This window comes from Silvimonas amylolytica, assembly GCF_014645555.1.
Lineage (GTDB): Bacteria > Pseudomonadota > Gammaproteobacteria > Burkholderiales > Chitinibacteraceae > Silvimonas > Silvimonas amylolytica.
The window spans coordinates 65,223-88,304 of record NZ_BMLY01000002.1 but is presented as its reverse complement, the minus strand read 5'-3'; the positions used below and the strand labels follow the sequence as shown (position 1 = coordinate 88,304).

General features: G+C 58.1%; 22 protein-coding genes. 11 read left to right on the top strand and 11 right to left on the bottom strand.

Going from position 1 to position 23,082, the window contains the following annotated elements:
* Positions 1–5: 5 nt before the first annotated feature.
* The 4 genes from IEX44_RS06560 to IEX44_RS06545 all read right to left on the bottom strand — a co-directional run bounded on the left by IEX44_RS06560 (position 6) and on the right by IEX44_RS06545 (position 4,875).
* Positions 6–953, bottom strand: a complete 948-nt coding sequence (locus IEX44_RS06560) for a DegV family protein (protein ID WP_188690717.1) — start codon at positions 951–953, stop codon at positions 6–8.
* 400 nt (positions 954–1,353) lie between these two features.
* On the bottom strand, positions 1,354–1,848 hold the full coding sequence (locus tag IEX44_RS06555) for a gluconokinase (protein ID WP_188690714.1): 495 nt from the start codon (positions 1,846–1,848) through the stop codon (positions 1,354–1,356).
* A gap of 70 nt (positions 1,849–1,918) precedes the next feature.
* The gene (locus IEX44_RS06550) at positions 1,919–3,259 is read right to left on the bottom strand and encodes a GntT/GntP/DsdX family permease (RefSeq protein WP_188690709.1); all 1,341 of its coding nucleotides are present in this window, start codon (positions 3,257–3,259) and stop codon (positions 1,919–1,921) included.
* Positions 3,260–3,603: 344 nt separating this feature from the next.
* On the bottom strand, positions 3,604–4,875 hold the full coding sequence (locus IEX44_RS06545; protein ID WP_188690691.1) for an amino acid deaminase: 1,272 nt from the start codon (positions 4,873–4,875) through the stop codon (positions 3,604–3,606).
* A gap of 122 nt (positions 4,876–4,997) precedes the next feature.
* Here IEX44_RS06545 and IEX44_RS06540 point away from each other — a divergent pair, with 122 nt between their 5' ends.
* The 10 genes from IEX44_RS06540 to IEX44_RS06495 all read left to right on the top strand — a co-directional run bounded on the left by IEX44_RS06540 (position 4,998) and on the right by IEX44_RS06495 (position 14,319).
* Positions 4,998–5,867, top strand: coding sequence for a MurR/RpiR family transcriptional regulator (locus IEX44_RS06540; RefSeq protein ID WP_188690687.1), 870 nt, complete (start codon positions 4,998–5,000; stop codon positions 5,865–5,867).
* Between the two features lie 38 nt (positions 5,868–5,905).
* On the top strand, positions 5,906–7,381 hold the full coding sequence (locus IEX44_RS06535) for an N-acyl-D-amino-acid deacylase family protein (RefSeq protein ID WP_188690684.1): 1,476 nt from the start codon (positions 5,906–5,908) through the stop codon (positions 7,379–7,381).
* A 30-nt stretch (positions 7,382–7,411) separates the two neighbouring features.
* A complete protein-coding gene (locus tag IEX44_RS06530) occupies positions 7,412–7,807 on the top strand; it encodes a RidA family protein (RefSeq protein ID WP_229678802.1) in 396 nt (131 codons plus the stop codon).
* 28 nt (positions 7,808–7,835) lie between these two features.
* Positions 7,836–8,174, top strand: a complete 339-nt coding sequence (locus IEX44_RS06525) for a 2Fe-2S iron-sulfur cluster-binding protein (RefSeq protein ID WP_188690681.1) — start codon at positions 7,836–7,838, stop codon at positions 8,172–8,174.
* A 99-nt stretch (positions 8,175–8,273) separates the two neighbouring features.
* Positions 8,274–9,272, top strand: coding sequence for a sulfate ABC transporter substrate-binding protein (locus IEX44_RS06520; RefSeq protein WP_188690678.1), 999 nt, complete (start codon positions 8,274–8,276; stop codon positions 9,270–9,272).
* 126 nt (positions 9,273–9,398) lie between these two features.
* On the top strand, positions 9,399–10,037 hold the full coding sequence (locus tag IEX44_RS06515) for a peroxiredoxin (protein WP_188690675.1): 639 nt from the start codon (positions 9,399–9,401) through the stop codon (positions 10,035–10,037).
* Positions 10,038–10,157: 120 nt separating this feature from the next.
* Positions 10,158–10,958 carry an EAL domain-containing protein gene (locus tag IEX44_RS06510; RefSeq protein ID WP_188690672.1) on the top strand — a complete coding sequence of 267 codons (801 nt, stop codon included), beginning with the start codon at positions 10,158–10,160 and terminating at the stop codon, positions 10,956–10,958.
* 5 nt (positions 10,959–10,963) lie between these two features.
* On the top strand, positions 10,964–11,551 hold the full coding sequence (locus tag IEX44_RS06505) for an RBBP9/YdeN family alpha/beta hydrolase (protein ID WP_188690669.1): 588 nt from the start codon (positions 10,964–10,966) through the stop codon (positions 11,549–11,551).
* Between the two features lie 321 nt (positions 11,552–11,872).
* Complete coding sequence (locus IEX44_RS06500) at positions 11,873–12,922, top strand: NADP(H)-dependent aldo-keto reductase (protein WP_188690664.1); 1,050 nt, start codon at positions 11,873–11,875, stop codon at positions 12,920–12,922.
* Between the two features lie 179 nt (positions 12,923–13,101).
* A complete protein-coding gene (locus IEX44_RS06495; protein WP_188690661.1) occupies positions 13,102–14,319 on the top strand; it encodes an MFS transporter in 1,218 nt (405 codons plus the stop codon).
* Between the two features lie 18 nt (positions 14,320–14,337).
* Here the strand turns inward: IEX44_RS06495 and IEX44_RS06490 are convergent, their stop codons facing one another.
* The 3 genes from IEX44_RS06490 to IEX44_RS06480 all read right to left on the bottom strand — a co-directional run bounded on the left by IEX44_RS06490 (position 14,338) and on the right by IEX44_RS06480 (position 18,355).
* Positions 14,338–15,657 (bottom strand): hemolysin family protein, encoded by a 1,320-nt coding sequence (locus IEX44_RS06490; RefSeq protein ID WP_188690658.1) that lies wholly within the window; start codon positions 15,655–15,657, stop codon positions 14,338–14,340.
* A 338-nt stretch (positions 15,658–15,995) separates the two neighbouring features.
* On the bottom strand, positions 15,996–17,003 hold the full coding sequence (gene hemB, locus IEX44_RS06485) for a porphobilinogen synthase (protein ID WP_188690656.1): 1,008 nt from the start codon (positions 17,001–17,003) through the stop codon (positions 15,996–15,998).
* A 32-nt stretch (positions 17,004–17,035) separates the two neighbouring features.
* Positions 17,036–18,355: a D-amino acid dehydrogenase gene (locus IEX44_RS06480; protein ID WP_188690653.1), complete on the bottom strand. Its 1,320-nt coding sequence runs from the start codon at positions 18,353–18,355 to the stop codon at positions 17,036–17,038.
* Between the two features lie 125 nt (positions 18,356–18,480).
* Between IEX44_RS06480 and IEX44_RS06475 the strand changes: the two genes are divergently transcribed.
* Positions 18,481–18,969: an Lrp/AsnC ligand binding domain-containing protein gene (locus tag IEX44_RS06475; protein ID WP_188690650.1), complete on the top strand. Its 489-nt coding sequence runs from the start codon at positions 18,481–18,483 to the stop codon at positions 18,967–18,969.
* A gap of 18 nt (positions 18,970–18,987) precedes the next feature.
* On the opposite strand, the gene IEX44_RS06470 is transcribed toward IEX44_RS06475, so the two are convergent.
* From IEX44_RS06470 to IEX44_RS06455, 4 genes are all read right to left on the bottom strand, one after another.
* On the bottom strand, positions 18,988–19,548 hold the full coding sequence (locus IEX44_RS06470; RefSeq protein WP_188690647.1) for a hypothetical protein: 561 nt from the start codon (positions 19,546–19,548) through the stop codon (positions 18,988–18,990).
* Between the two features lie 289 nt (positions 19,549–19,837).
* Entirely contained in the window at positions 19,838–20,506 is a 669-nt protein-coding gene (locus IEX44_RS06465; RefSeq protein ID WP_229678801.1) for an NAD(P)H-dependent oxidoreductase, read from the bottom strand.
* Between the two features lie 140 nt (positions 20,507–20,646).
* On the bottom strand, positions 20,647–21,849 hold the full coding sequence (locus IEX44_RS06460; RefSeq protein WP_229678800.1) for an ammonium transporter: 1,203 nt from the start codon (positions 21,847–21,849) through the stop codon (positions 20,647–20,649).
* Between the two features lie 216 nt (positions 21,850–22,065).
* Positions 22,066–23,031, bottom strand: a complete 966-nt coding sequence (locus IEX44_RS06455; RefSeq protein WP_188690644.1) for a 5'-nucleotidase — start codon at positions 23,029–23,031, stop codon at positions 22,066–22,068.
* Between the last annotated feature and the right edge of the window lie 51 nt (positions 23,032–23,082).

Genomic DNA, 23,082 nt, shown 5'->3' with positions numbered 1-23,082 from the left:
GTACCTTAGTCCAGCGTGGCTTCCCGCGGCGAAGCAAAAGCCACAGAGACCCCGCCAGTCCCGATATTCACACCCGCGGTCAGGCTCATCTCTGACACGATCACCGCAACGCCATGTTGTTGCGCTGCCTTTTGCAGGCGATCAAAGCCGGGCAGGGCCGCGACACGCGCCGGGTCGCCACCGTAACTGACCGTCACGATCGGGGCATCCAGACCGGTTTCGATGTGGGATACCGCGACATCAAACAGTTTTTGTACGCCGGTTTCAAAACCACGGATGCGTGCAACGGGCTCGGTATCGCCCTGAAAGCCGCGGATCACGGGTTTGATGTCGAGTGCAGAACCCATCATGTACGACATCAACCCCACGCTCTTGTCGCCCTTGCGACGGGCTTGTGTGCGTAACTGGCCCAGGTTCTCCGGGATCAGGAAGGCTTGCGTGGTTTTTTGCAGACGCTCGATCTGGCGAATGATTTCCAGCGTCGACTTGCCCGCTGCAGCCATGCGTGCCACTTCACCCACAATCAGCCCTTGGCCGGTAAACAGGTTGTTGGTATCGAACACGCGCAGAGAGAACGGCCCGGTGACATTGGCGTTTTCGCGAATCGGTTTGTAACTGTTAAGAATGCCGAGCGCCGCCTGGCTGGCGTTTTCGTGGATTTTGCTGCGGCTGGACATCACCGTCAGGCAGAACACGTAATCGAACTCCACCACCAGCTTGTCCAGGAACAGCTTGCGGATTTCCTCGATCGTGTAGGGCGCAGATTCATAACCCGCGTTACCGCTCTCCAGCCGCTCTTTGTAGAACTTGAGCGTGGCTGCGGTATCACGGTTGTCGATAAACGTCTGGCCTTCGGAATCCTGAATGGTGATGGGCAGGATGACGATGCCATGCTCATCCAGATATGAGCGCGGCAGATCGCAGCAGGAATCGGTGACGATGCCGATACGCATGCGCATTTCCTCCAGAGTGGTACCACGTGGCGGGTTGTTTTGTTTTGTTTGATACGGCGTTTAGTCTGACGCCATGCATGCCACCGGCATGACAGACAATGATGCCAGTTACATTACAGATAGCAAAACGATGGGCGGTAGCACAACAGGGGTAACCGGCAGGGCGCGTGTTTCAAACCATACTTGTGTTGCACAAGTGTGGCAATGTCGGGGCAAAGCGGGTGGTGGCGTGCAAGGAAGGGAAGTGCAAAGTCGCGAATTTAAAGGCTTTACTGCTTGTCTGGCATGGTGCTTACCGGCGATTGGAACACCATCCGTCTGTCTGGCTTGCCATGACATGAATACAACAAACCCGGCGTGCAGCCGGGTTTGTTGATGGTGCTAGCTAGCGGATTCGGGATCAGCCTGCGGGGTTCAACTGGCGCAGAACTTCATCGGCGATCTCTTCAGGCGGCGGGGCAATATCGACCACGATGGCGTGGTCTGGCATTTCCAGAATATCAATCTGGCTTTGCAGCAGATGCGGGTCAAAGAAGTGCCCTTTGCGTTGTGCCAGGCGCTGCTGCAGTAAGTCTGCCGTGCCGTTCAACAGCACGAAATGGATGTCACCCTCGCCTGGGTAGGCCAGCTTCTCGCGGTAGATTTCCTTGAGAGCGGAGCAGGTGAACACGTGGGTAACTCCACGCTGGCGGTAGTCTTCAATCGCCGCGCGGATGGATGCCAGCCATGGCCAGCGATCGTCGTCGGTCAACGGAATGCCGTTGTGCATTTTTTCGATATTGGACTTGCTATGAAACACGTCCGCATCTGAAAAACCACAGCCCAGTTTTTTGGCCAGCAACTGCCCCACCGTGGTTTTGCCGCTGCCCGATACACCCATCAAAATCAGAATCATGCCACGTACTCCGCGAAAATACGCGACCCGCCAGCATGGGCGGCGGGCCGTTTACTGCAAAAAATAACCGTCAGGCTACCACTGTGGAAAGCGCCAGCGTCAGCAACAGCGCCACGACCGAGATAATCGTTTCACAGACCGACCAGGTCTTGAGCGTTTGGGGCACGGTCATGTTGAAGTATTCCTTCACCAGCCAGAAGCCACCGTCGTTGACGTGAGAGAAAATCAGCGAGCCCGCACCTGTCGTCAGCACCATCAGTTCGGCATGTGCTCCGGCCGCCGCGGCAATCGGTGCCACGATCCCGCAGGCCGTCGTCATGGCGACGGTGGCAGAGCCCGTGGCAAGGCGGATCAGCACCGCGACCATCCAGCCCAGCAGCAGCGGGCTGATATGCGCGCTGGTGGCCATATCCACCACCACCTTTGACACGCCGCTATCCATCAGGATGCGACCAAAACCACCACCGGCACCCACCACCAGGGTAATGGTCGCGGTTGGCGCCAGACATTCGTTGCTGAACTTCAGGATGGTCTCGCGATTGAAGCCACGTGCCAGGCCTAGCGTCCAGAAACTGACCAGGGTGGCAATCAACAAGGCCATCACCGAGTTACCGATCAGCTTGAGGACGTTGTTACCGAGGCTGCCGCTGGCAAAGAACACATCCGCCCAGCTACCCAGCAGCATCAATACGACCGGCAGCAAAATGGTGCCCAGCGTCACGGCGAAGCTTGGCAGATCACGCTCTTTTTCTTGCGCGAACTGCTTCATCATCGGGTTTTCACCATCCAGTTTGACGAACTTGCTGATCTGTTTGGCAAACACCGGGCCAGCCAGCAGAGCAGTCGGGATGCCAACGATCAGCGCGTAGAGGATGGTCTTGCCAATGTCGGCGTGATACGCCGTCACCGCCAGCAATGCTGCCGGGTGGGGCGGGATCAGGCCATGGACGACCGACAAACCGGCCACCATCGAAATCCCCACCAGCACCATCGAGGTATTGGTGCGCTTGGCCACGTTGAACGCGATCGGGATCAACAATACAAAGCCGACTTCAAAGAACACGGGCAGGCCGACAATCAAACCAATGGTGACCATGGCCCAATGCACGTTTTTCTCGCCAAACCAGTCAATCAGCGTGCGTGCAATGCGTTCGGCCCCGCCTGATTCGGCCATCATTTTGCCGAGCATGGTACCCAGCGCAATTACAAGGGCAATGTGCCCTAGCGTGTTACCCACGCCGGTTTCAAACGATTTGACGATGGTCGTCATCGGCATGCCTGCCGAGACTGCCAATACAAATGACACCACCAGCAGCGTGATGAACGGGTTCATCTTGAAGCGCGCAATCAATACGATCAGCGCCACAATCGCCACCAGGGCGTAGATCAGCAGCATGCTACCCTGCACCATTTTCGAGTCGACTCCTGTTTCGCCTTATGGGGCGGCTGCCACTCCACTGGCGATAATGCCTGTGGTGGTGAGCCGCATTTAAAAGCTTTGTAGTTAGGTCCAGGCCGTTTTACCGGTGAATTTGTAGCGCACTCCAATGCGCTTTCACCGTCGGGCCTGTCGCCGCCCCGAAAAAGCGGGTGGGCGACTTGCTTATAACATCATGATTTACGACTTATGTTAACGTTAACATCGACAGTTTTTGTCGTGTATCAGGGAAGAACCGTAGTCGCCCTGATGAACGCTACATTCATCATCAGGGCAAGCGCCGGGTGATGACATGGGTCATCTGGCTGACAAGAAAATCAGAAAAAGGTCTGCACCACGTCGATGACGTTGAATTCGGCATCCAGTACCGGGATATGCCGCCACTTGTCGAAGGTCAGGCATGGGTGAGAGATATCAAACGCCACAAGGTCACCCACCTGGACATCATCGCCGGGCTGAATCTGTAGATAAGCGTGTTGATCCATCATGCCGGTCAATTGCCAGTGTGCGGGTACAGCAGCGGGCGCCTTGCTGCTGCCAGGGCGGAACAGTTGCGCAGGCGTGGGTAAGCCAGCATCAAATGCCGCGTCCCGTTTCCCCAGGGCAATGATGGCTTTGTCTGGTTCTGGAATGGACTGCACGCAGGCCCACAGTTGCAGTGCCGGTTTAAGGCTGGAGCGCAGCTTGCGGGCGATGGGATTGCGGGTCTGGATTTGCGCTTGCGCCGCTTTATAGATGCCGACATCGTGCGTGAGATAGCAGCCTGGGCGCAGCACCACATCCAAAGGCATGCCAATCTGCGCCTTGCTGAATTCTTCGGCGACCACGTCGTACCAGGCAGAGCCCGCGCCGGTGAGTACGGCGGGTGTGCGGCGGATCAAACCCGCTTGCGCCAGTTCATGCGTCACCGTCACCGCGCGCTGCAAAAAGCTGCGGATGTCGGTCTCTTCCTTGAGCACGCCTTCATACACCTCAACCCCGGCCAGCTTGATGGCATCAGGCCAGCGGGCAATGGCGGTGAGGACTTCCGCCTGCTGGGCAGCGTCACGCACGCCAGTGCGGCCGCCGTTCACGCCCAGTTCCAGCAAAACTTGCAGTGTCTGGCCGCGGCTGGCAAAGAACTCGCCCAGCAGATTGACGCCAGCAGCTGAATCGACCAGACAGAAATACTCGAATGCCGGATCACGCAGCAAATCGGCGATGATTTCCATATTGCGCCGGCCTACCAGCTGATTGGCCATCAGCACGCGGCGAATACCGTGTTCATACGCCACCCGGGTCTGGTGTGCGGTCGCAAGCGTTATGCCCCATGCCCCCGCTTCGATCTGCCGGGCAAACAGTTTGGGGGCCATGGTGGTTTTGCCATGCGGTGCCAGCCTGGCGCCGTACTCCGTCACAAATTGCTGCATCCACGTCAGGTTGTGCTGAATCAAGTCTTCGTACAGCACGGCTGCGGGTAGGCTGAGTTCTTCATCCAGCAAGTTCCAGCCCAATGTACCGGCTGCCATCGGGGCGACGGGTTCTGTCAGTGCGCCAATCCCTTTGTTCAGCGGGTCAACCATACCGGTCTGGTATTTTGTATCAGCCATTTAAATCACCATTTGTCTGGAGTTGTGGCGCCTGTTTGAGGCAAATCGTGTTACTTCTGAATTTGATCTGTTATAAAGTAACAGTCAAGCGCAAACTACAACGCACTGGATCAGCGGCAAACATGGAACCCTCGTTCGACATCGTCACGCGTATTGCAGAGCGTATCGACCAGCTGAGCTTGTCTGAGCAAAAAGTCGCGCGCTGGATCCTGGCGGATTTATCAGTGGCCGGCGCTGCCAGCATTGATACGCTGGCACAAGAGGCCGGTGTTTCCAAGGCCAGCGTGACCCGGTTTGCCAAAGCACTGGGTTGTACGGATGTGCGTGAACTGAAGCGCCGGCTGACTCAGGCCGCGGCGATCGGCTCGCGCTTTTTGCAGCCGCGACCGGATGCGCCGGCCGATAGTGCTGATGTGGTGTACCAGGACATCGTTGCCATGCTGCAGGCCAATCGGGCCCTGGTGAACCTGGACGTGGTCAAGCGCGCCGCGCTGGCCGTACGGCAGGCCGGCATGGTCTATGCCTTTGGTATGGGTGGCGGCTCGACGGTGGCGGCGGATGAAGCCCGCTTCCGCCTGGTGCGCTTTGGCATTCCAGTCAGCACGTATCAAGACGCAGTCTTGCAGCGCGTCGTAGCCGCGACCATGGATCAGCGCGCAGTGGTGCTGGCGTTTTCAGTGACCGGCCAGGTACCGGAGATGCTGACCAGCGTGCGGATTGCCCGCGAGTACGGCGCGCAGATCATTGCCATCACCGCGTTGGGCTCGCCCCTGGCCAAGTTGGCTGACCACTTGCTGCCCATCCAGATCATGGAAACCGACTTCGTCTTTAAACCGTCCAGCTCACGCTACGCCATGCTGATGATGCTGGACATCCTGGCCACGGAAGTGGCGATGCTCGAACACACGCAAGCGCAAGAGTTACTGCGCCGGATTAAATATGTGCTGGATACCGGCCGGGGCGGCGGCGATCGCCAACCGCTTGGCGACTGAACCGTATCAGCAGCACAAATGGATAGAGGAGCAACCTCATGTCGCAATGTGATCTGTTAATCCGTAATGCCCGCATCATTGATGGCAGTGGTGCACCCGCCCACAGTGGCGATGTCGCCGTCACGCGTGGCCGCATTGCCGCGATAGGTGATTTGCAAGCCTGGACGGCTGTTGAAGTCATCGACGCCAATGGCAAAGTGCTCAGCCCAGGCTTTATCGATGTCCACACCCACGACGACACCAATGTCATTCGTCAGCCGCAAATGTGGCCCAAGCTCTCTCAGGGCATTACGACCGTGATTGTGGGTAATTGCGGCATCAGCGCCTCGCCGGTCACGCTCAAGGGTGATCCCCCTGACCCCATGAACCTGCTGGGTACGGCAGAGGCATTCCAGTACCCCACCTTTGGTGCGTATGCCGATGCCGTGAATACCGCCAGCCCGTCTGTCAATGTTGCTGCGTTGATTGGCCACACCGCATTGCGACAGAACCAGATGGATACGCTGGACCGCGCTGCCACAGCCAAAGAAATTGCCGCCATGCGCGCGCAACTGGCTGAAGCGCTGGACTACGGTGCGCTGGGCCTTTCCACCGGGCTGGCGTATGCCAATGCTTTTTCTGCCAGCACACAAGAAGTGCTGGCGCTGGCTGAGCCCCTCGCTGAGGCCGGCGGTATTTACACCACGCACCTGCGCAGTGAATTCGCCGGCATTCTGGATGCCATGGACGAAGCCTTTCAGACTGGCAAACACGCTCGTGTGCCGGTGGTGATCTCTCACCTGAAATGTGCTGGCGTCGAGAACTGGGGCCGTACGGTGGATGTACTCAAAGCACTGGATGCCGCCCGCAAAGAACAAGTTGTCGGTTGCGATTGCTACCCCTACACCGCCAGCTCATCCACGCTGGATCTCAAACAAGTGACGGAAGAGATCGACATTCTGGTCACCTGGTCCGAACCGCATCCGGCCATGGGTGGCAAGCTCCTGGCAGAGATCGCCGCTGAATGGCGTGTGCCGCAGCTTGAGGCCGCAAAACGTCTGCAGCCGGCGGGTGCGGTTTACCACTGCATGAGCGAAGCCGACGTGCGCAATGTCCTCAAACACCCGGCGACTGCCGTGGGTTCTGACGGTTTGCCCAACGACCCCATGCCGCACCCGCGCCTGTGGGGCGCGTTTCCGCGCGTGCTGGGCTATTACTGCCGCGAACAACAGTTGTTTGAGCTGCCCGAAGCCGTGCACAAAATGACGGGCCTGTCTGCCGAGCGGTTTGGCTTGGCTGAGCGCGGTTTTATCCGTGAAGGTTACTGGGCCGACCTCGTCCTGTTTGACCCGGAAACCGTGCGTGACCTGGCGACCTTTACTGACCCGCAACAAGCTGCAGAAGGCATTGCGGCAGTGTGGGTCAACGGCGTGCTGTCCGCGACCGACAAACAACCCACCGGCCGCCGCGCCGGTCGTTTTCTGCGTCGTGGCCGCGTCGGCAACAAACTACCTGCGGCCGCGTCTGCAGTTTGAACTGATCCCAACTGACAAGGAGTATTTTTCATGAGCGACATCACCCGTTACGGCGTGGGCGGTGGCACCGGTACCGGCGGTCAGCACCTGCCTTTTGCCCGTGCAGCCGGTGCGGATGGCTGGTTGTTTGTATCTGGCCAGACGCCGATGGAAAACGGTGAAGTGATTGAAGGCGGCATCGTCGCGCAATCGCACAAGACGATCCAGAACTTGATCGCCATCTTGCACGAAGCCGGTTACGGCACGGAACACGTGGTGCGCTGTGGTGTGTGGCTGGACGACCCGCGTGACTTTCAGTCTTTCAACAAGGTCTTCAAAGAATACTTTGGCGAGAACCCGCCAGCGCGCGCATGTGTCGTGTCGAGCATGGTGATCGACTGCAAGGTGGAAGTCGATTGCGTGGCGTACAAAAAGCCTGCGGCCTGAGGTTGCGAGGCTTGCACCGGTGCCCGACATGCCCAGCGTGACGTTTGTCTCTGAAAAACTGGCTAACCCGCTCACCGTGCAAGGGGAGCCAGGCCAGCGGTTGATTGATGTCGTGCGGGATCAGGTCAGCGCTGGCAAGCTGCCGATGAACTGGCGCTGCGGGCAGGGTACCTGCGGCGCCTGCCTGGTGCGTTTGCTGCATGAGGGCCAGCCGCGCCCGGTGCAGTTATCGGGTATGGAGCGCAATGTCTTGATCCGTATTGGGCTGATGGCGCCATCGGCGGCAAAAGAGCAGCCAGATAGCCCCGAACTGCCCCGGTTGGCGTGTCATGTGATGCTGGAGCGGGAGCTTTTCGTATATTTCTGAAAGGTATTAGAAATTAGTTTAATAGTCTTTGATGTTAAATAGCTAAATGGCATGATCTGGCTTGTTCTGATAAATAACAAGCCTAAGGGATCCGCCGCCATGCGCTTCAAGCCGTTGTTGACCTCGCTCGTATTTGCCTTCGCCGCTACTTCTTCGCTGGCCGCCAGCTTTGAATTGCTCAACGTGTCCTATGACCCGACGCGTGAGCTCTACCAGGATTACAACAAGGCGTTTGCCAAGTACTACAAAGCCAAGACCGGTGACGACGTCACCATCCGCCAATCGCACGGCGGCTCTGGCGCACAGTCCCGTTCGGTGCTGGATGGCTTGCAGGCTGACGTCGTGACGCTGGCGCTGGCTTATGACATTGATGTGCTGGCCGACAAGGGCAAGCTCTTGAACGCAGACTGGCAAAAGAAACTGCCGGACAACGCGACCCCGTATACCTCCACCATCGTATTTCTGGTCCGCAAGGGTAACCCCAAGCACATCAAGGACTGGACTGATCTGGTCCGTTCTGACGTGAAGGTGATTACCGCCAACCCGAAAACCAGCGGCGGCGCGCGTTGGGCTTATCTCGCAGCCTACGGTTGGGCCAAGAAGACCTACGGTTCGGATGACAAAGCCAGGGATTACATCCAGAAGGTTTACAAGAACGTACCGGTGCTGGATACCGGCGCACGTGGCTCGACCATCTCTTTCACCCAGCGCGGTCTGGGTGATGTCCTCCTGGCTTGGGAAAACGAAGCCGTGCTCTCGCAAAAAGAGTTTGGTGCCGACAAGTTTGACATCGTGACGCCGTCGATCTCGATCAAGGCAGAACCGCCGGTGGCCGTGGTGGACAAGGTGGTCGACAAGAAGGGCACCCGCAAGGTGGCTGAGGAATACCTCAAGTACCTGTACAGCAAGGAAGGTCAGGAAATTGCAGCCCGCAATTTCTACCGCCCGATCGACAAAGAGGTGTACGCCAAGTACGCCGGTCAGTTCCCTAAAGTGCAACTGTTTGATATTGACGACGTGTTTGGTGGCTGGACCAAGGCCCAGCAAACGCACTTCGCTGATGGCGGCGTGTTCGACCAGATTTATAACGCACGCTGAACCGGAAGAGGCTATAAGCAGGGTACGGATGCCGTTCGCATGACCGGCATTCGTACAGGCGGGCTGCCATGCCGGGGCCCTGTCACCCACACTGATGCTGAACAGATTTGAAGCAGGAGTAACACGATGACGTTGCGCCTGGGCGATGTAGCCCCCGATTTCACCCAAGACTCTTCCGAAGGTCAGATCCATTTTCATGAATGGGCCGGCGACAAATGGATTGTCCTGTTCTCTCACCCCGCTGATTTCACCCCGGTTTGCACCACCGAACTGGGTTACACGGCCAAGCTGGCAGACGAGTTCAAGAAACGAAGCGTCAAACCGCTGGCAGTGAGTGTCGACCCGGTGGACTCCCACGCAAAGTGGATTGAAGACATCAACGAAACCCAGAACACGCGGGTAAATTTCCCCATCATTGCTGATGCGGATAAAAAGGTCGCCACGCTGTACGACATGATTCACCCCAACTCGCTGGCCAATGCCACCGTGCGGACGGTGTTCATCATTGATCCGGCCAAGAAGATCCGGACCACGTTGACCTATCCGGCCAGCACGGGTCGCAATTTCAACGAAATTTTGCGCGTGATTGATTCGCTGCAACTCACCGACAACTACAAGGTGGCCACGCCGGCCAACTGGCAGGACGGTGATGACGTCGTGATTGTGCCTTCCTTGCAGGATGAGGCCGAGATCAAACAACGCTTCCCCAAAGGTTATCGCGCTGTGCGCCCGTATTTGCGCCTGACACCGCAACCGAACAAGTAATCACGGATCACGGTTTTACACCACGGTCTGACCGCCAGGTCCCAGGGCCTGGCATTTTTTTTGCCGCAAACTGCGTAAACCGGCCTTTTGCCACGGTTTGCGGACCTGACAGCCAGAGCCATGACGCACCCGGAAACCCATCCTCCCGTTTTGCCGCTGCCGGACTTTATCCGGCAAGACTGGCCCGAAGCCGGCTTTTCGATTGACGGCTCCCGGGGCATGGGCGTGCGGGCACTGGGGCTGGCGCTGACCAGCGTGTTCCAGCCGCTGTTTGATGCGGCGGGTGCCGTCCATGGTCACGAAGCATTGCTGCGGGCCTCCGCTCGCGGCAAGCCGCTTTCACCCGCTGGCGCATTTCAGGCCGCTGCCGCGCACGGGCGTCTGATCAGCTTTGACCGGCTGGCCCGCACGCTGCACTTGTATAACTACGCCACCTTTCATAGCGACCAGAAATGCCTGTTTTTGAATGTGCATCCTGGCTTGCTGACCGGTGTGGAGCGGCACGGCGTGGTGTTTGAACGCGTGCTGCAAAGCGTGAACTGGCAGCCTGCGCAGATTGTGCTGGAAATCGTGGAAGACGAAATCGCACCCGGCGAGTTGAACCGCGTGCGTGATGCGGTGAACAACTATCGCAAGCTGGGCTACCGCATTGCCATTGATGACTTTGGTAGTCGCCACGCCAATCTGGACCGCCTGTGGCAGCTCGAACCTCATGTGGTCAAGCTGGACCGGGTGTTGATTGCCGAGGCTGCCTCCTCACAACGCCTGCAACGGGCCCTGCCGCGCCTTGTCGCGCTACTGCATGAACTGGACGCCACCGTCGTGGTGGAAGGTATTGAAACTGAAACCCAGCACAGTATTGCGCGTGATGCCGGCGCTGATCTGCTGCAAGGGTTTTACCTGGGTGAACCACGGGGATAAACACAATGATGATCGACCCGATTGAGCGCTGGCTGGATGCCGGCAACAGCATTGTGGTGGCGCCAGGCTGGCGTGGCTCTGGTGACGAGCACTGGCAGACGCGCTGGTGCGAGCAATATCCAGAGCTGATCCGCGTTGAACAACGTGATTGGGACAACCCGCGCGCGGCCGAATGGGTAGCCGGCCTTGAAAAAACACTGGACCACGCGCCAGGGCGCACCGTGCTGGTCGCCCATAGCCTGGGGTGCGTGACAGTAGGCCATTGGTCGGCGTTGACGCGCCGGGCGCATCAGATCAGTGGTGCATTACTGGTGGCGCCCGCCGATGTCACGCGTGATGAAGCGCCGGACAGCTTTCAGGGTTTCATGCCGCTACCGGCAAGGCCGCTGCCGTTTCCCAGCGTCGTGGTTGCCAGTGATAACGACCCAACATGCACGCTGGACCGGGCCACCGCGTTGGCGGCGACCTGGGGCAGTGAATTGGTACCGCTCTCTGGCGTGGGGCATATCAACGTGGATTCAGGACATGGCGACTGGCCGGTGGGCGTGAAGTTGTTGCGGCAACTGGTGCGCAAACTGGGGCGAATGAATTGATTGCCGTGGGGCGAGGCGCAAACCGGGGCACTGCATCAAATCAACCGCAACCCGCGAAGCGGGAGAGTGGTTCTGGCCGTCGCTGAACCCCGCACACTGCGGGCTCTCATCTTGCCCGTCCGGGTTTCGCCCTAACCCGTTCAGCATAGGCTGGCGTTTGAAACAGGTTAATATACGACCGGTCGGGTCAACGGCAAACGACATTGATCGTTACATATGAAACCATAAATCGGTATCATGGCCCGCCGCCGCACGCATGCAAGGTTCAAGCCGGTAGAGCAACGCAGCGCTTTATCGTCACCGAGATAACCAGGAGACACAATGGAATACCGCAAGCTTGGTCGTACCGATCTGGAAGTCAGCCTGATCGGCCTTGGCACCATGACCTGGGGCGAGCAGAACACAGAGCAAGAAGCGCACGAGCAAATTGATTACGCGCTCTCCGAAGGCGTGAATTTCCTGGACGTGGCGGAGATGTACCCCGTCCCGCCCAAACCAGAAACACAGGGTCGTACCGAAGAATATATTGGTACCTGGCTGGCAAAGACGGGTCGTCGCAAAGAGGTTGTGATCGCCACCAAGGCCGCGGGCCCGGTGCGTCAGCCACATCAACCCAACCATATTCGTGGCGGTGAAACCAACCACAACCGCGCCAGCCTGTTTGCGGCAGTGGATGGCAGCCTCAAACGCCTGCAGACGGATTACATCGATCTGTACCAGCTGCACTGGCCAGATCGCAGCACCAACACGTTTGGTCGCCTGGCTTACCCGTGGATCGACGGTGAAGAAACCGTGGCCATCGACGAAACCCTCTCGGCGCTGGCTGAGCTGGTGAAGAGCGGCAAGATTCGCCACATCGGCGTTTCCAACGAAACCCCCTGGGGCGTGGCGCAGTTTCTGGCCGCGGCTGAAAAGCACAACCTGCCGCGCATTGTGTCGATCCAGAACCCGTACTCACTGGTGAACCGCACCTTCGAGATTGGTTTGTCTGAGTTCAGCCACCGCGAGCACGTGGGTTTGCTGGCTTATTCGCCGATGGCCTTCGGTACGTTGTCGGGCAAGTATCTGAATGGTCAGCGCCCGGCGGATGGCCGCATCACGCTGTACCAGCGTTTTACCCGTTATACCAAGCCAGAAGTGGAAACCGCCGTGACTGGCTATGTCGAGATCGCCCGCAAGCACGGTTTGTCGCCGGCGCAGATGTCACTGGCGTTTGTGAACAGCCGCCCGTTTGTGACCAGCAACCTGATTGGCGCCACCACCCTGGCGCAGTTGAAAGAGAACATCGAAAGCGTGAACGTGACACTCGGTGCAGAGATCCTCGCCGAGATTGAAGCCGTGCACGTACGGCAGCCGAACCCGGCGCCTTGATTGCGCGGAGCCCAGCGCCTCATTCGCTGCGTTACGCTCGCGTGCCTTGCTACTGAGGCGCTGAACATCTGCGCTTGATGTTGGCCGCAGTCATGAAAATGGCTGCGGCACACACAAAGTTTGTACTAACGGAACAGCCAACTCGCCTGTTCCGTTTTCTATTCCCGGGAACCGCCTGTATGGCCTCATCGCTTCTGTCACTGAAAACCTACCGACATTTTCTGGCGAGCCGCCTGGGCTCGTTTCTGGCCTACCAGATGCTGGCTGTGGCCGTGGGCTGGCAGATGTATGACCTCACCCACAGTGCGCTCAACCTTGGGTTTATCGGCATCGCCCAGTTTCTGCCGCAGTTGTTGCTGACACTGGTCGTGGGCCATGTTGCAGACCGTTATGATCGCCGCCGTATCGTGACGTTGTGCCAGGGGCTGGAAGGGAGCGTGGCGCTGCTGCTGGCGCTGGGTAGTTTCTTTCATTTACTGACGCCCACGCTGCTGTATGTGGGTGCGTTCTGTATTGGCGCAGGCCGGGCGTTTGAATCACCGAGCTTGCAAGCATTGGTCCCCAGTCTGGTCCCTGAAGAGGACTTGCCGCGCGCGCTGGCGTTGAACTCCAGCGTGATGCAGATCGGGATTATCTCTGGTCCGGCACTGGGCGGTTTCATTTACGCGGTGGGCCCGGATGCGGTGTACGCCACTTGCGCCGTGGCGTGGCTGGTGGCGACTGTTGCCATCGGGACCATGCCACTCTTGCGCAAGGTCGAGAACAAACAGCCGCCGGCTTCACTGGAGTTTCTGTTTGCCGGTATCCGGTATATCCGCGAGAAACGTGTGATCCTGGGGGCGATCTCTCTGGACTTGTTTGCGGTGCTGCTGGGGGGCGCGACTGCGCTGTTGCCGATTTACGCCAAAGACATCCTGCATACCGGCCCGTGGGGCATGGGCATGCTGCGATCTGCACCCGCAGTGGGGGCGTTGTTGATGTCGGTTTATCTGGCGCACAACCCGCTGCAGCGGCGGGTAGGCAAGATCATGTTTGGTGCGGTTGCGCTGTTCGGGTTGGCGACGATTGTGTTCGGGATCTCCAGCAACTTTTTTGTGTCGCTGGGCGCGCTCGCCGTGCTGGGCGCATCGGACATGATCAGCGTCGTGGTGCGCTCGTCACTGGTGCAGCTTGAAACGCCTGATGCCATGCGCGGTCGGGTCAGCGCGGTGAGTTCGATCTTCATTGGCGCGTCCAACCAGTTGGGCGAGTTTGAATCAGGCGTTACCGCCGCTTTGCTGGGGCCGATTCCGGCAGTGGTGATTGGTGGCGTGGGTACGCTGGTCGTGGTGGGGTTGTGGATGCGCTGGTTCCCGCAACTGACGCAGCGGGAATCCCTCGTGAACAAACCGGCCTGACAGGGGCGGGCGGCGGGTTTATTCCGCCGCGACGGCCTCGATCTTGGGGTAAATGCGCACCAGCACAATCCGCGGGCCGCGCATTTTCTTGATCACCACATTAAAGCGCTCGAACTCGATGCGCTCGCCTTCTTCCGGTACGCGGCCGGTCTTCAGTTGTACGAGGCCGCCTACCGTATCTGCGCCATCCACATCAATATCGATGCCCAGGGCACGTTCCAGCGTTACCACCGGCAGGGTGCCCTTGCCGATCAATGAGCCATCGTCCATCTGCGTCCAGTCATCCTGATTCTGGCGGAATTCATCGCGAATTTCGCCGACCATGGCGCTCAAGAGGTTATCCATGGTGATAAAGCCAACCGGATCACCCTCGCCATCTGCCCAGGCCACGACGGCAAAGTGCGGCGAACCGCTCCGCATGCGTTCCAGCAGCGTACGGGCGGGCAGGGTCGGTAGAACGATTTCGGCATTGCGTACCAGACTGTCGAGCGAGTCTTCCAGGCGGCCATGACGGTTGGCGAGGAAAATATCCTTCAGGTGAATCACGCCGATGACGTTGCCTTCTTCATCCAGATACGGATACCGGCTGAAGCGGTTACGGGTGATGATTTCCAGGTTTTCTTCCAGGCTGTTGCGCGCATCCAGCACCACGGCATCGGTGAATGGATGCATCAGGTCGGCCACATCGAGTGAGGGGAAATCCAGTGATTGCGCCAGCGTGCGCCATGCTTTGCGGGAGAAACCGGCCTCCGGCTTGCTACTACGCATGATCAGTTTGATTTCGTCGGCGGAGTAATCGCCTTCGTGATCGTGTGCCACAGAGAGGCCCACCCACTTCAACACCAGCGACGCGCTGGCGTTGAGCATCCAGATGGCCGGGTACATCAACCAGTAGAACGCGTACAGCGGCGGCGCAGTCCACAGGCCAATCGTGGCGGATTTACGGATCGCCATGGATTTAGGCGCGAGTTCACCCACCACAATGTGCAGAAAAGAAATGGTGAAAAAGGCCACGGCGAATGAGACGCCGCTGATGACTTCCGCATTGGTCACGCCCACCCAACCCATCAGGGGCTCGATCAAATGGGCGAAAGCGGGTTCGCCGACCCAGCCCAGGCCCAGTGAAGCCAGCGTAATACCCAACTGGCAGGCCGAGAGATATGCATCCAGATCGGCGTGGGTTTTTTCCAGAATGCGCCCGCGCAGGCCGTACATGCGGGCCATGGCCTTGACCTGAGTTTGCCGCAGTTTGACCAGACCAAACTCGGCGGCCACAAAAAAGCCGTTCAACAAAACCAGTGCCACGGCCAGCACAACCAGCATCAAGCTGCTACTCATTGAGTGGGATAACAAATACAAGTGATGTTCACCACTTTAACTGACGCAGCGCGTTTGTGCCGCCCCTTTATTTGCAAGGGCTGGCGGCGCCCGGTGATTATTTACAGGCAATGAACCGGACTGGGCGGCAAAGAATCTGATGTAGATCAGTTCTGTGCAGAAGAAGGAAAAGCATGAAAGCCGCCCATTTTGTCGTATTGCTCGTCCTGTGCGGCAGTGCCATCGCATGGTCAACCTTTTCAGATCGTATCCCGGAGCGGGTTTATCGCGTCGCCGGGAACCCCTAACAAAAAACCCGCTGGCAAGCGGGTTTTTTATCAGAGGTTCAGCCGGATGAATCAGACTTGGCCTTTGAGCCAGCGTGCTGCATCCAGCGCGTAGTAAGTCAGGATCGCATCTGCGCCTGCGCGCTTGAACGCGAGCAAAGACTCCAGCACCACTTTCTTTTCATCCAGCCAGCCGTTGCGAATGGCCGCCTGCAACATGGCGTATTCGCCGGATACCTGGTAGACGAACGTCGGTACGCCAAACTCTTCTTTAACCCGGCGGACGATATCCAGATACGGCATGCCTGGCTTGACCATGACCATGTCGGCGCCCTCGGTGAGATCCATGGCGACTTCATGCAGTGCTTCGTCCGAATTGGCCGGATCCATCTGGTACTGAAACTTGTTGCCCTTGCCCAGGGTGGCGGAAGAGCCGACTGCATCACGGAACGGGCCATAGAAGGCGGAAGCATACTTGGCCGAATACGCCAGAATGCGGGTCATTTCATGGCCTTTTTCATCCAGCGCGTCACGCACTGAGCCAATGCGGCCATCCATCATGTCGCTGGGGGCGACCATATCCACGCCTGCTGCGGCATGACACAGCGCTTGTTTGATCAGCGCTTCAACGGTTTCTTCGTTGAGCACATAACCCTCGCTATCAATCAGGCCATCCTGGCCGTGGCTGGTGTAGGGGTCGAGTGCAATATCCGTGATCACGCCCAGTTCTGGAAACGCCTGCTTGAGGGCATGCACGGTGCGCGGGATCAACCCGGCCGGGTTCCAGGCTTCTTCCGCACCTTCGGTCTTGAGCGACGGGTCAATGGACGGGAACAACGCCAGTGCCGGCACGCCCAGTTCCACCGCCTCTTTGGCCGTCTTGAGCAAAAGGTCGATGGACTGACGTTTCACGCCAGGCATGGACGCGACGATTTCCTCCCGGTTTTCGCCCTCATGCACAAAGACCGGCAAAATCAGGTCGCTGGGCATGAGTACGTTTTCACGCATCAGGCGGCGGGAGAAATCGTCACGACGCATGCGGCGCATGCGTGTTGCAGGAAACTGGCGGAGATAACTCATGGCAGGTTGGATCGCAGGTTGATTGATGAAGATCAATCAGCCCATTTTATCTGACCCTGCGCACCATTGCCGCTGTGAATACGGGCATTGCGTTTGTCATAACGTGCCATGCCCAGTTCACGCGCGTCGATCTCTGATCTGCGGCCCAGTACGGCATCTGCAATCACGCGCGCGCTACCGCAAGACATGGTCCAGCCCAGCGTACCATGGCCCGTGTTGGTGAACAGGTTCTCATACGGTGTTGCACCCACAATCGGCGTGCCATCCGGAGTCATCGGGCGCAGCCCGGTCCATTGCGAAGCCTGGCGCACATCACCGGCATGCGGGAACAAGTCATTGGTGACCATATTGAGGGTTGCAACGCGGGTCGGGTCGATGCGTTTGTCGAAACCGGCTACTTCTGCCATGCCGCCCACACGCAGGCGGTTATCAAAACGGGTCAGGGCGATCTTGTAGGTTTCATCCAGCACGGTAGAGCGTGGCGCGCCATCCGGGTTGGTCAGTGGCACGGTAATTGAGTAACCCTTGACCGGATATACCGGCAAATCCAGCCCCAGTGGCAACGCCAGCGCGCGGGAGGCGCAACCGGCAGCCAGGACTACGGCATCGGCGACAACGGATTCGCCGCCGGCCAATTCCACGGCGTCGATCCGGCCCTTGTTGGCCACCAGCGCATCGACAGTGACGCCAAAGCGGAACTTCACGCCCATTTCCAGGCAAATGGCCGTCAGACGCTCGGTAAAGAGTTTGCAGTCGCCAGTTTCATCATTGGGCAGTTGCAGCGCGCCGGTCAGCTTGTGAGCGACTGCTTTGAGGGCGGGTTCGACCTCCAGCAAGCTGGCTTGATCCAGCACGCGGTTGGCAACGTTCATCTGATCCAGCAGACCGGCATCACGCTTGCCGGCGGCCAGTTGTTTGTCATTACGGAAGATTTGCAGGGTCCCCAGCGAGCGCTCTTCATAGTGCAGCCCCAGGTCTTTGCGCAGACCACGCAGGCAATCGCGGCTGTATTCAGCCAGCGGCACCATGCGGTTCTTGTTACGGGCATAGGCGGCTTCAGTACAGTTGGCCACCATGCGGGCCATCCAGGCCAACTGGAAGAACGAACCATCCGGGCGGATGCGCAGCGGTGCGTGTTCCGGGTGCAGCAGCCATTTCACAGCCTTCCACGGAATACCGGGCGCTGCCCACGGCGCGGCATAGCCAGGCGACACCTGGCCTGCGTTACCGAAACTGGTTTCATCTGCCGGGCCGGACAGCCGTTCCAGCACCGTTACGTCGCAACCCGCTGCCTTGAGGTAGTAGGCGGTGGTGACACCGACTACACCCGCACCAATCACAATTGCTTTCATCGCTCGACCCAGTGGTTTTTTGACACACTGTTGTATGTCATATAGTTGGAGAATAAGCCGAGTATATGAAGCCTTATGGAGTGATATTCTCCATATTTGAAGCTAAAAACAGGGACTACATTGGTATGCGCACGCGTTATCAGGCTGGGCGGTCTCTGGACCGTGTCGATTACAAGATTTTGCGGTTATTACAGGCCAATGCCCGCATACCGATTACCGAGCTGGCCGAGCGCGTCGGCCTGACCGCGACGCCCTGCGCGGAGCGTGTGAAACGGCTGGAAGAAACCAACGTCATCACCGGCTACCACGCCCGGTTGAACCCGCAATTGCTGGAGGCACCGCTGCTGGTGTTTGTGGAGCTGAAGCTGGGCCGCAAATCCGGCGAGGTGTTTGATGACTTTCGCCGCTCTGTCGCCAGCATTCCCGAAGTCCTGGAATGCCATTTGATCTCGGGTGACTTTGACTACCTGCTCAAAGCCCGCCTGCCCGACATGAGCCACTACCGGCGTTTGCTGGGCGATATCCTCTTGCGCCTGCCCAGCGCGGCGGAGTCACGCAGTTATGTGGTGATGGAAGAGGTGAAAGAGACGCTGGCGCTGCCTTTGCCGGATTGATCGAACCGTACAGTGCGGTTACTTGCAAGTGCCCAGTTCTTGATGCGTGGCAATTTCAACCATATGGCATGCCCTGTCCTGGTATGCCTGCCCATCATATTGCCATGTCGAGAGCCAGCAACGGCCGCCCATACAATCCTGTTCTTCGATATCAGGCAGTCCGTGAGAATGCCCGGCTAGTACGCGGATCGCATCGTCACTGCGAGATAACACAATCTTGTTTTGCCATATCAGCCAGTGCATGAACGCGTGCGCGCCGTAAAAGTCGCGGGCATCAGGATTCAAAACCGGACGAACAAAATACACTGGCGGCTGGCCGTGCCCGACCGGCAGCGCATGCCAAACCAGGGATCGGCGTAATTGACCTTCGATATCGGCGTCACCGGTCCACTCTGAACGATTCTCCCCCTGCCACTGCTGCGCCAGCACTGTCGCCATGTTGGGTGAGATATGTGGCCAGCCATGGGTGGAGTCTTCTGTGCGATTGGCGAATCCCGTCTCGTTTGCAGTCGCAAACGCGGTGGTGCTTGCCAGCATGATCATGGGCAAAAGACGTAACAAGGCGGCGAAGCGGGACAAAAGTAGATTCTCTCTGCGTGCAAAAGGCCGGTAACCGGGCTTGAGGTGCCATTATGCCCGGGCGCCACCCGCCGTGGCGGCTTGCTCATGGCATCTCTGCTGAGTACGCCCTGCGGGCCTTTTCCGTCTGGATTTGTCAGATGCCACCATCAGCCCGGCGGCATCAGCCCAAAAAAGGTGGTGTACCCGTTGCCACACTGAGGTTTGCCAAAAAAAAACGCCGTCTTGGGCTGACGGCGCTTCCTTTGGCGTGCTTGCGGGTCAAACCGTGACCTGCAGCGTGGGTGTATTAATCCACCTGGGTCACAAACGCCTCGCGGGCGCGGCGCACTTTGGGCAGGTTGACCAGCCAGTCGCCTGTTGTATCGCGGTAACCCAGCGGCAGCAGCGCGACACTGCGCAGACCACGGGCTTTCAGACCCAGAATCTCATCAAGCGCGGCCGGGTCGAAGCCTTCCATCGGAGTGCTGTCGACTTCTTCTTGCGCGGCGGCAATCAGCGCGACAGACAAACCAATGTAGGCCTGGCGTGCGGCGTGCTGGAAATTGACCTCGGCACTACGCTGCGGGTAGGTATTGAGCAGCATCTGACGGTAGTTCTCCCAACCTTCATTGGTAAAGCCACGTACGTCGTTCACCAGATCAAACATCGTATTGATGCGTTCGGTGGTGTAGTTATCCCAGGCCGCAAAAACCAGCAACGTACTGGCATCGGTCACCTGGCCCTGATTCCAGGCAATCGCCTTGATCTTCTCCCGGATTTCCTTGTTGTTGATTACCAGTACTTCGTAGGGCTGCAAACCGCTGGAGGTCGGCGCCAGGCGTGTGGCTTCAAGGATGCGTTCCAGCTTGTCAGCGGGTAGCGCACGGGTAGGGTCCATCTTTTTGGTGGCGTAGCGCCATTGCAGGTGCGAAATGAGGTCTTTGGCGTTCTGGGTATTTGTCGGGGTGTTGGACACAGCGGTGTTCCTGGAAATTGGAAATCAACAGATGCAGTCGATTGCCAATATTTCAAATGAAATAATAGGTGAATTGATGCTACCCAAAACAGAAAAGGAGCCCTGAGGCTCCTTTTCTGTTGGCAACATGCGTTCGCCGTTTACCAGTGACTTTCTCTTTCCGGTGTCGCCGAGATGTAGTGAATGGAGAGGTCGGCGCCGTTGTATTCCTCTTCCTCAGTCAGCCGCAAGCCCACCAGCTTTTTCAACACGCCGTACACCGCAAAACCACCAGCAAAAGCGATGACGATACCCATCAATGTGCCCAGTACCTGGCTGACAAAACTCACACCACCCGCGCCACCTAGCCAGGTCTGACCGAAAATGCCTGCAGCGATGCCACCCCACGTGCCGCACAGGCCGTGCAAGGGCCATACACCCAGCACGTCGTCGATCTTCCAGCGGTTTTGCGTCACGGTGAACAGGTAAACAAACATACCCCCCGCGATCGCGCCGACAATCAGGCTACCCAGCGGGTGCATGACATCACTGCCCGCACAGACCGCAACAAGGCCAGCCAATGGGCCGTTGTGGATAAAGCCGGGGTCGTTCTTGCCGACAAACATCGCGGCCAGCGTACCGCCTACCATGGCCATGAGCGAGTTCAACGCCACAAGGCCGGAAATGCCGCCGATGCGCTGTGCGCTCATGACGTTAAAACCAAACCAGCCGATGATCAGAATCCATGCGCCCAGCGCCAGGAAGGGGATGGAAGAAGGCGGGTGCGCGCTGACGCCGCCATCTTTGCGATAACGCCCTTTTCGTGCACCCAGCAAGAGCACTGCCGGCAGGGCGATCCAGCCGCCGACAGCGTGGACGACCACAGAGCCGGCAAAATCATGGAACTGTGCACCAAAATGGGATTGCAGCCAGTTCTGCACCCCGTAATTGCCGTTCCACATCATCCCTTCAAAAAACGGGTAGACAAACCCGACCAACAGGAATGTGGCGGCCGATTGCGGGTGAAACCGTGCGCGTTCGGCAATGCCACCAGAGATGATGGCCGGAATTGCGGCGGCAAAGGTCAACAGAAAGAAGAAGCGTACCAGGCCGTAGCCTTGACCAACGTTGAGATCGTGCACCGGCACCATAAAATGCACGCCATAGGCAATACCGTAGCCGATGAAGAAATACGCAATGGCAGAGACCGCAAAATCGGTCAGGATTTTCACCAGGGCATTGACCTGGTTTTTTTGGCGCACAGTGCCGAGTTCCAGAAAAGCGAAGCCGGCATGCATGGCCAGAATCATGATGGCGCCGAGCAGAATGAACAGCACGTCGCTACTGGCAGGAAGTTGGTTCACAAAAAGCTCCCCAGAGTCGGGCAAGTGTGCGCCTCAATGTGGCGCACTTTTGTTGGTGTGCACCAAAAGCAATCTGTGTGCCAGTTATTCAATGCTTTGATTTATATGTGTTTAATCCGTGTATTGATGGGTTGCGGTGCGTTTTTTGAACCAAAATGGTTCATTTTGTGTTTGCCTCAGGCAAATAACGCACCGATTTAATGCGCATTGAATAAATCATGTCCGGTTTGCGGGCATTTGTATCTCACCTGCAATTGTATCGCCCTGATTTTGTGCGATATCCTGGCGCGGTTCATTGGCTACACCGGCCATGACCTGGCCTGTCGGCACGGCCAGGGCGCCAGATACACAATGACCCGTTTGGTCATCAAAGAAAAAGTCCGGTTCAAATTCCCGCAGAAACGGGCCTTTTTCCAGGCCACCCAGGAACATGGCCTCATCGACCTCGATCTGCCAGTCCATCAAGGTCCGAATGGCACGTTCGTGTGCGGGCGCACTGCGTGCTGTGACCAGCGCTGTGCGTAAACGCACGGGGGCCTCGGCGCGTTGTAAACGGTGGAGGGCCTCCAGCAGCGGCTTGAACGGGCCGGGGGGCAGCGGGCGGGTGACATGATCGCGCTCGTGTCGGTAAAAGGCAGACAAGCCACCTTGCTGGTAGATGCGTTCGGCTTCATCTGAAAACAGGACCGCATCGCCATCAAAGGCAATGCGGATTTCATCCGGGTGGCGGCCCGCTGCGTGGACCGATTGCGGATAAACGCGCGCAGCGGGAAAGCCGGCTGCCAGCGCATCGCGGACGTCGGCTTCGTTCATCGATAAAAACAGATTGGCGTGCAGTGCGTTCAGATATTTGAAGGGTGGCCGGCCTTGGGTGAATACGCCGCGCTCCAGCGTAAGGCCGTGGTATTCGGCAGACCGAAAGGCCCGCAAGCCGCTGACCGGATCATTGCGGGAGAGAATCACTACTTCTACGCGATGCGTGTCACCCTCGTTGAGGGCCAGCAGTTTTTGCACCAGTGCATAGGCCACGCCAGGTGCCGCGGGCTTATCCAGCAACTTTAGCTGAAGTGCCTTGTAGGCCGTGGCATCGCCTGATTCGAACAGCGTGTTTTCTGATTCAAAATCGAACAGTGCACGTGACGAAATGGCGACGACGAGTTGATTGGCCAGAGAGTAAGGCATGCGGACCCCGAAAGTGGCTAGCGATGGTGTTTGCATCATAACCGGTAGGGC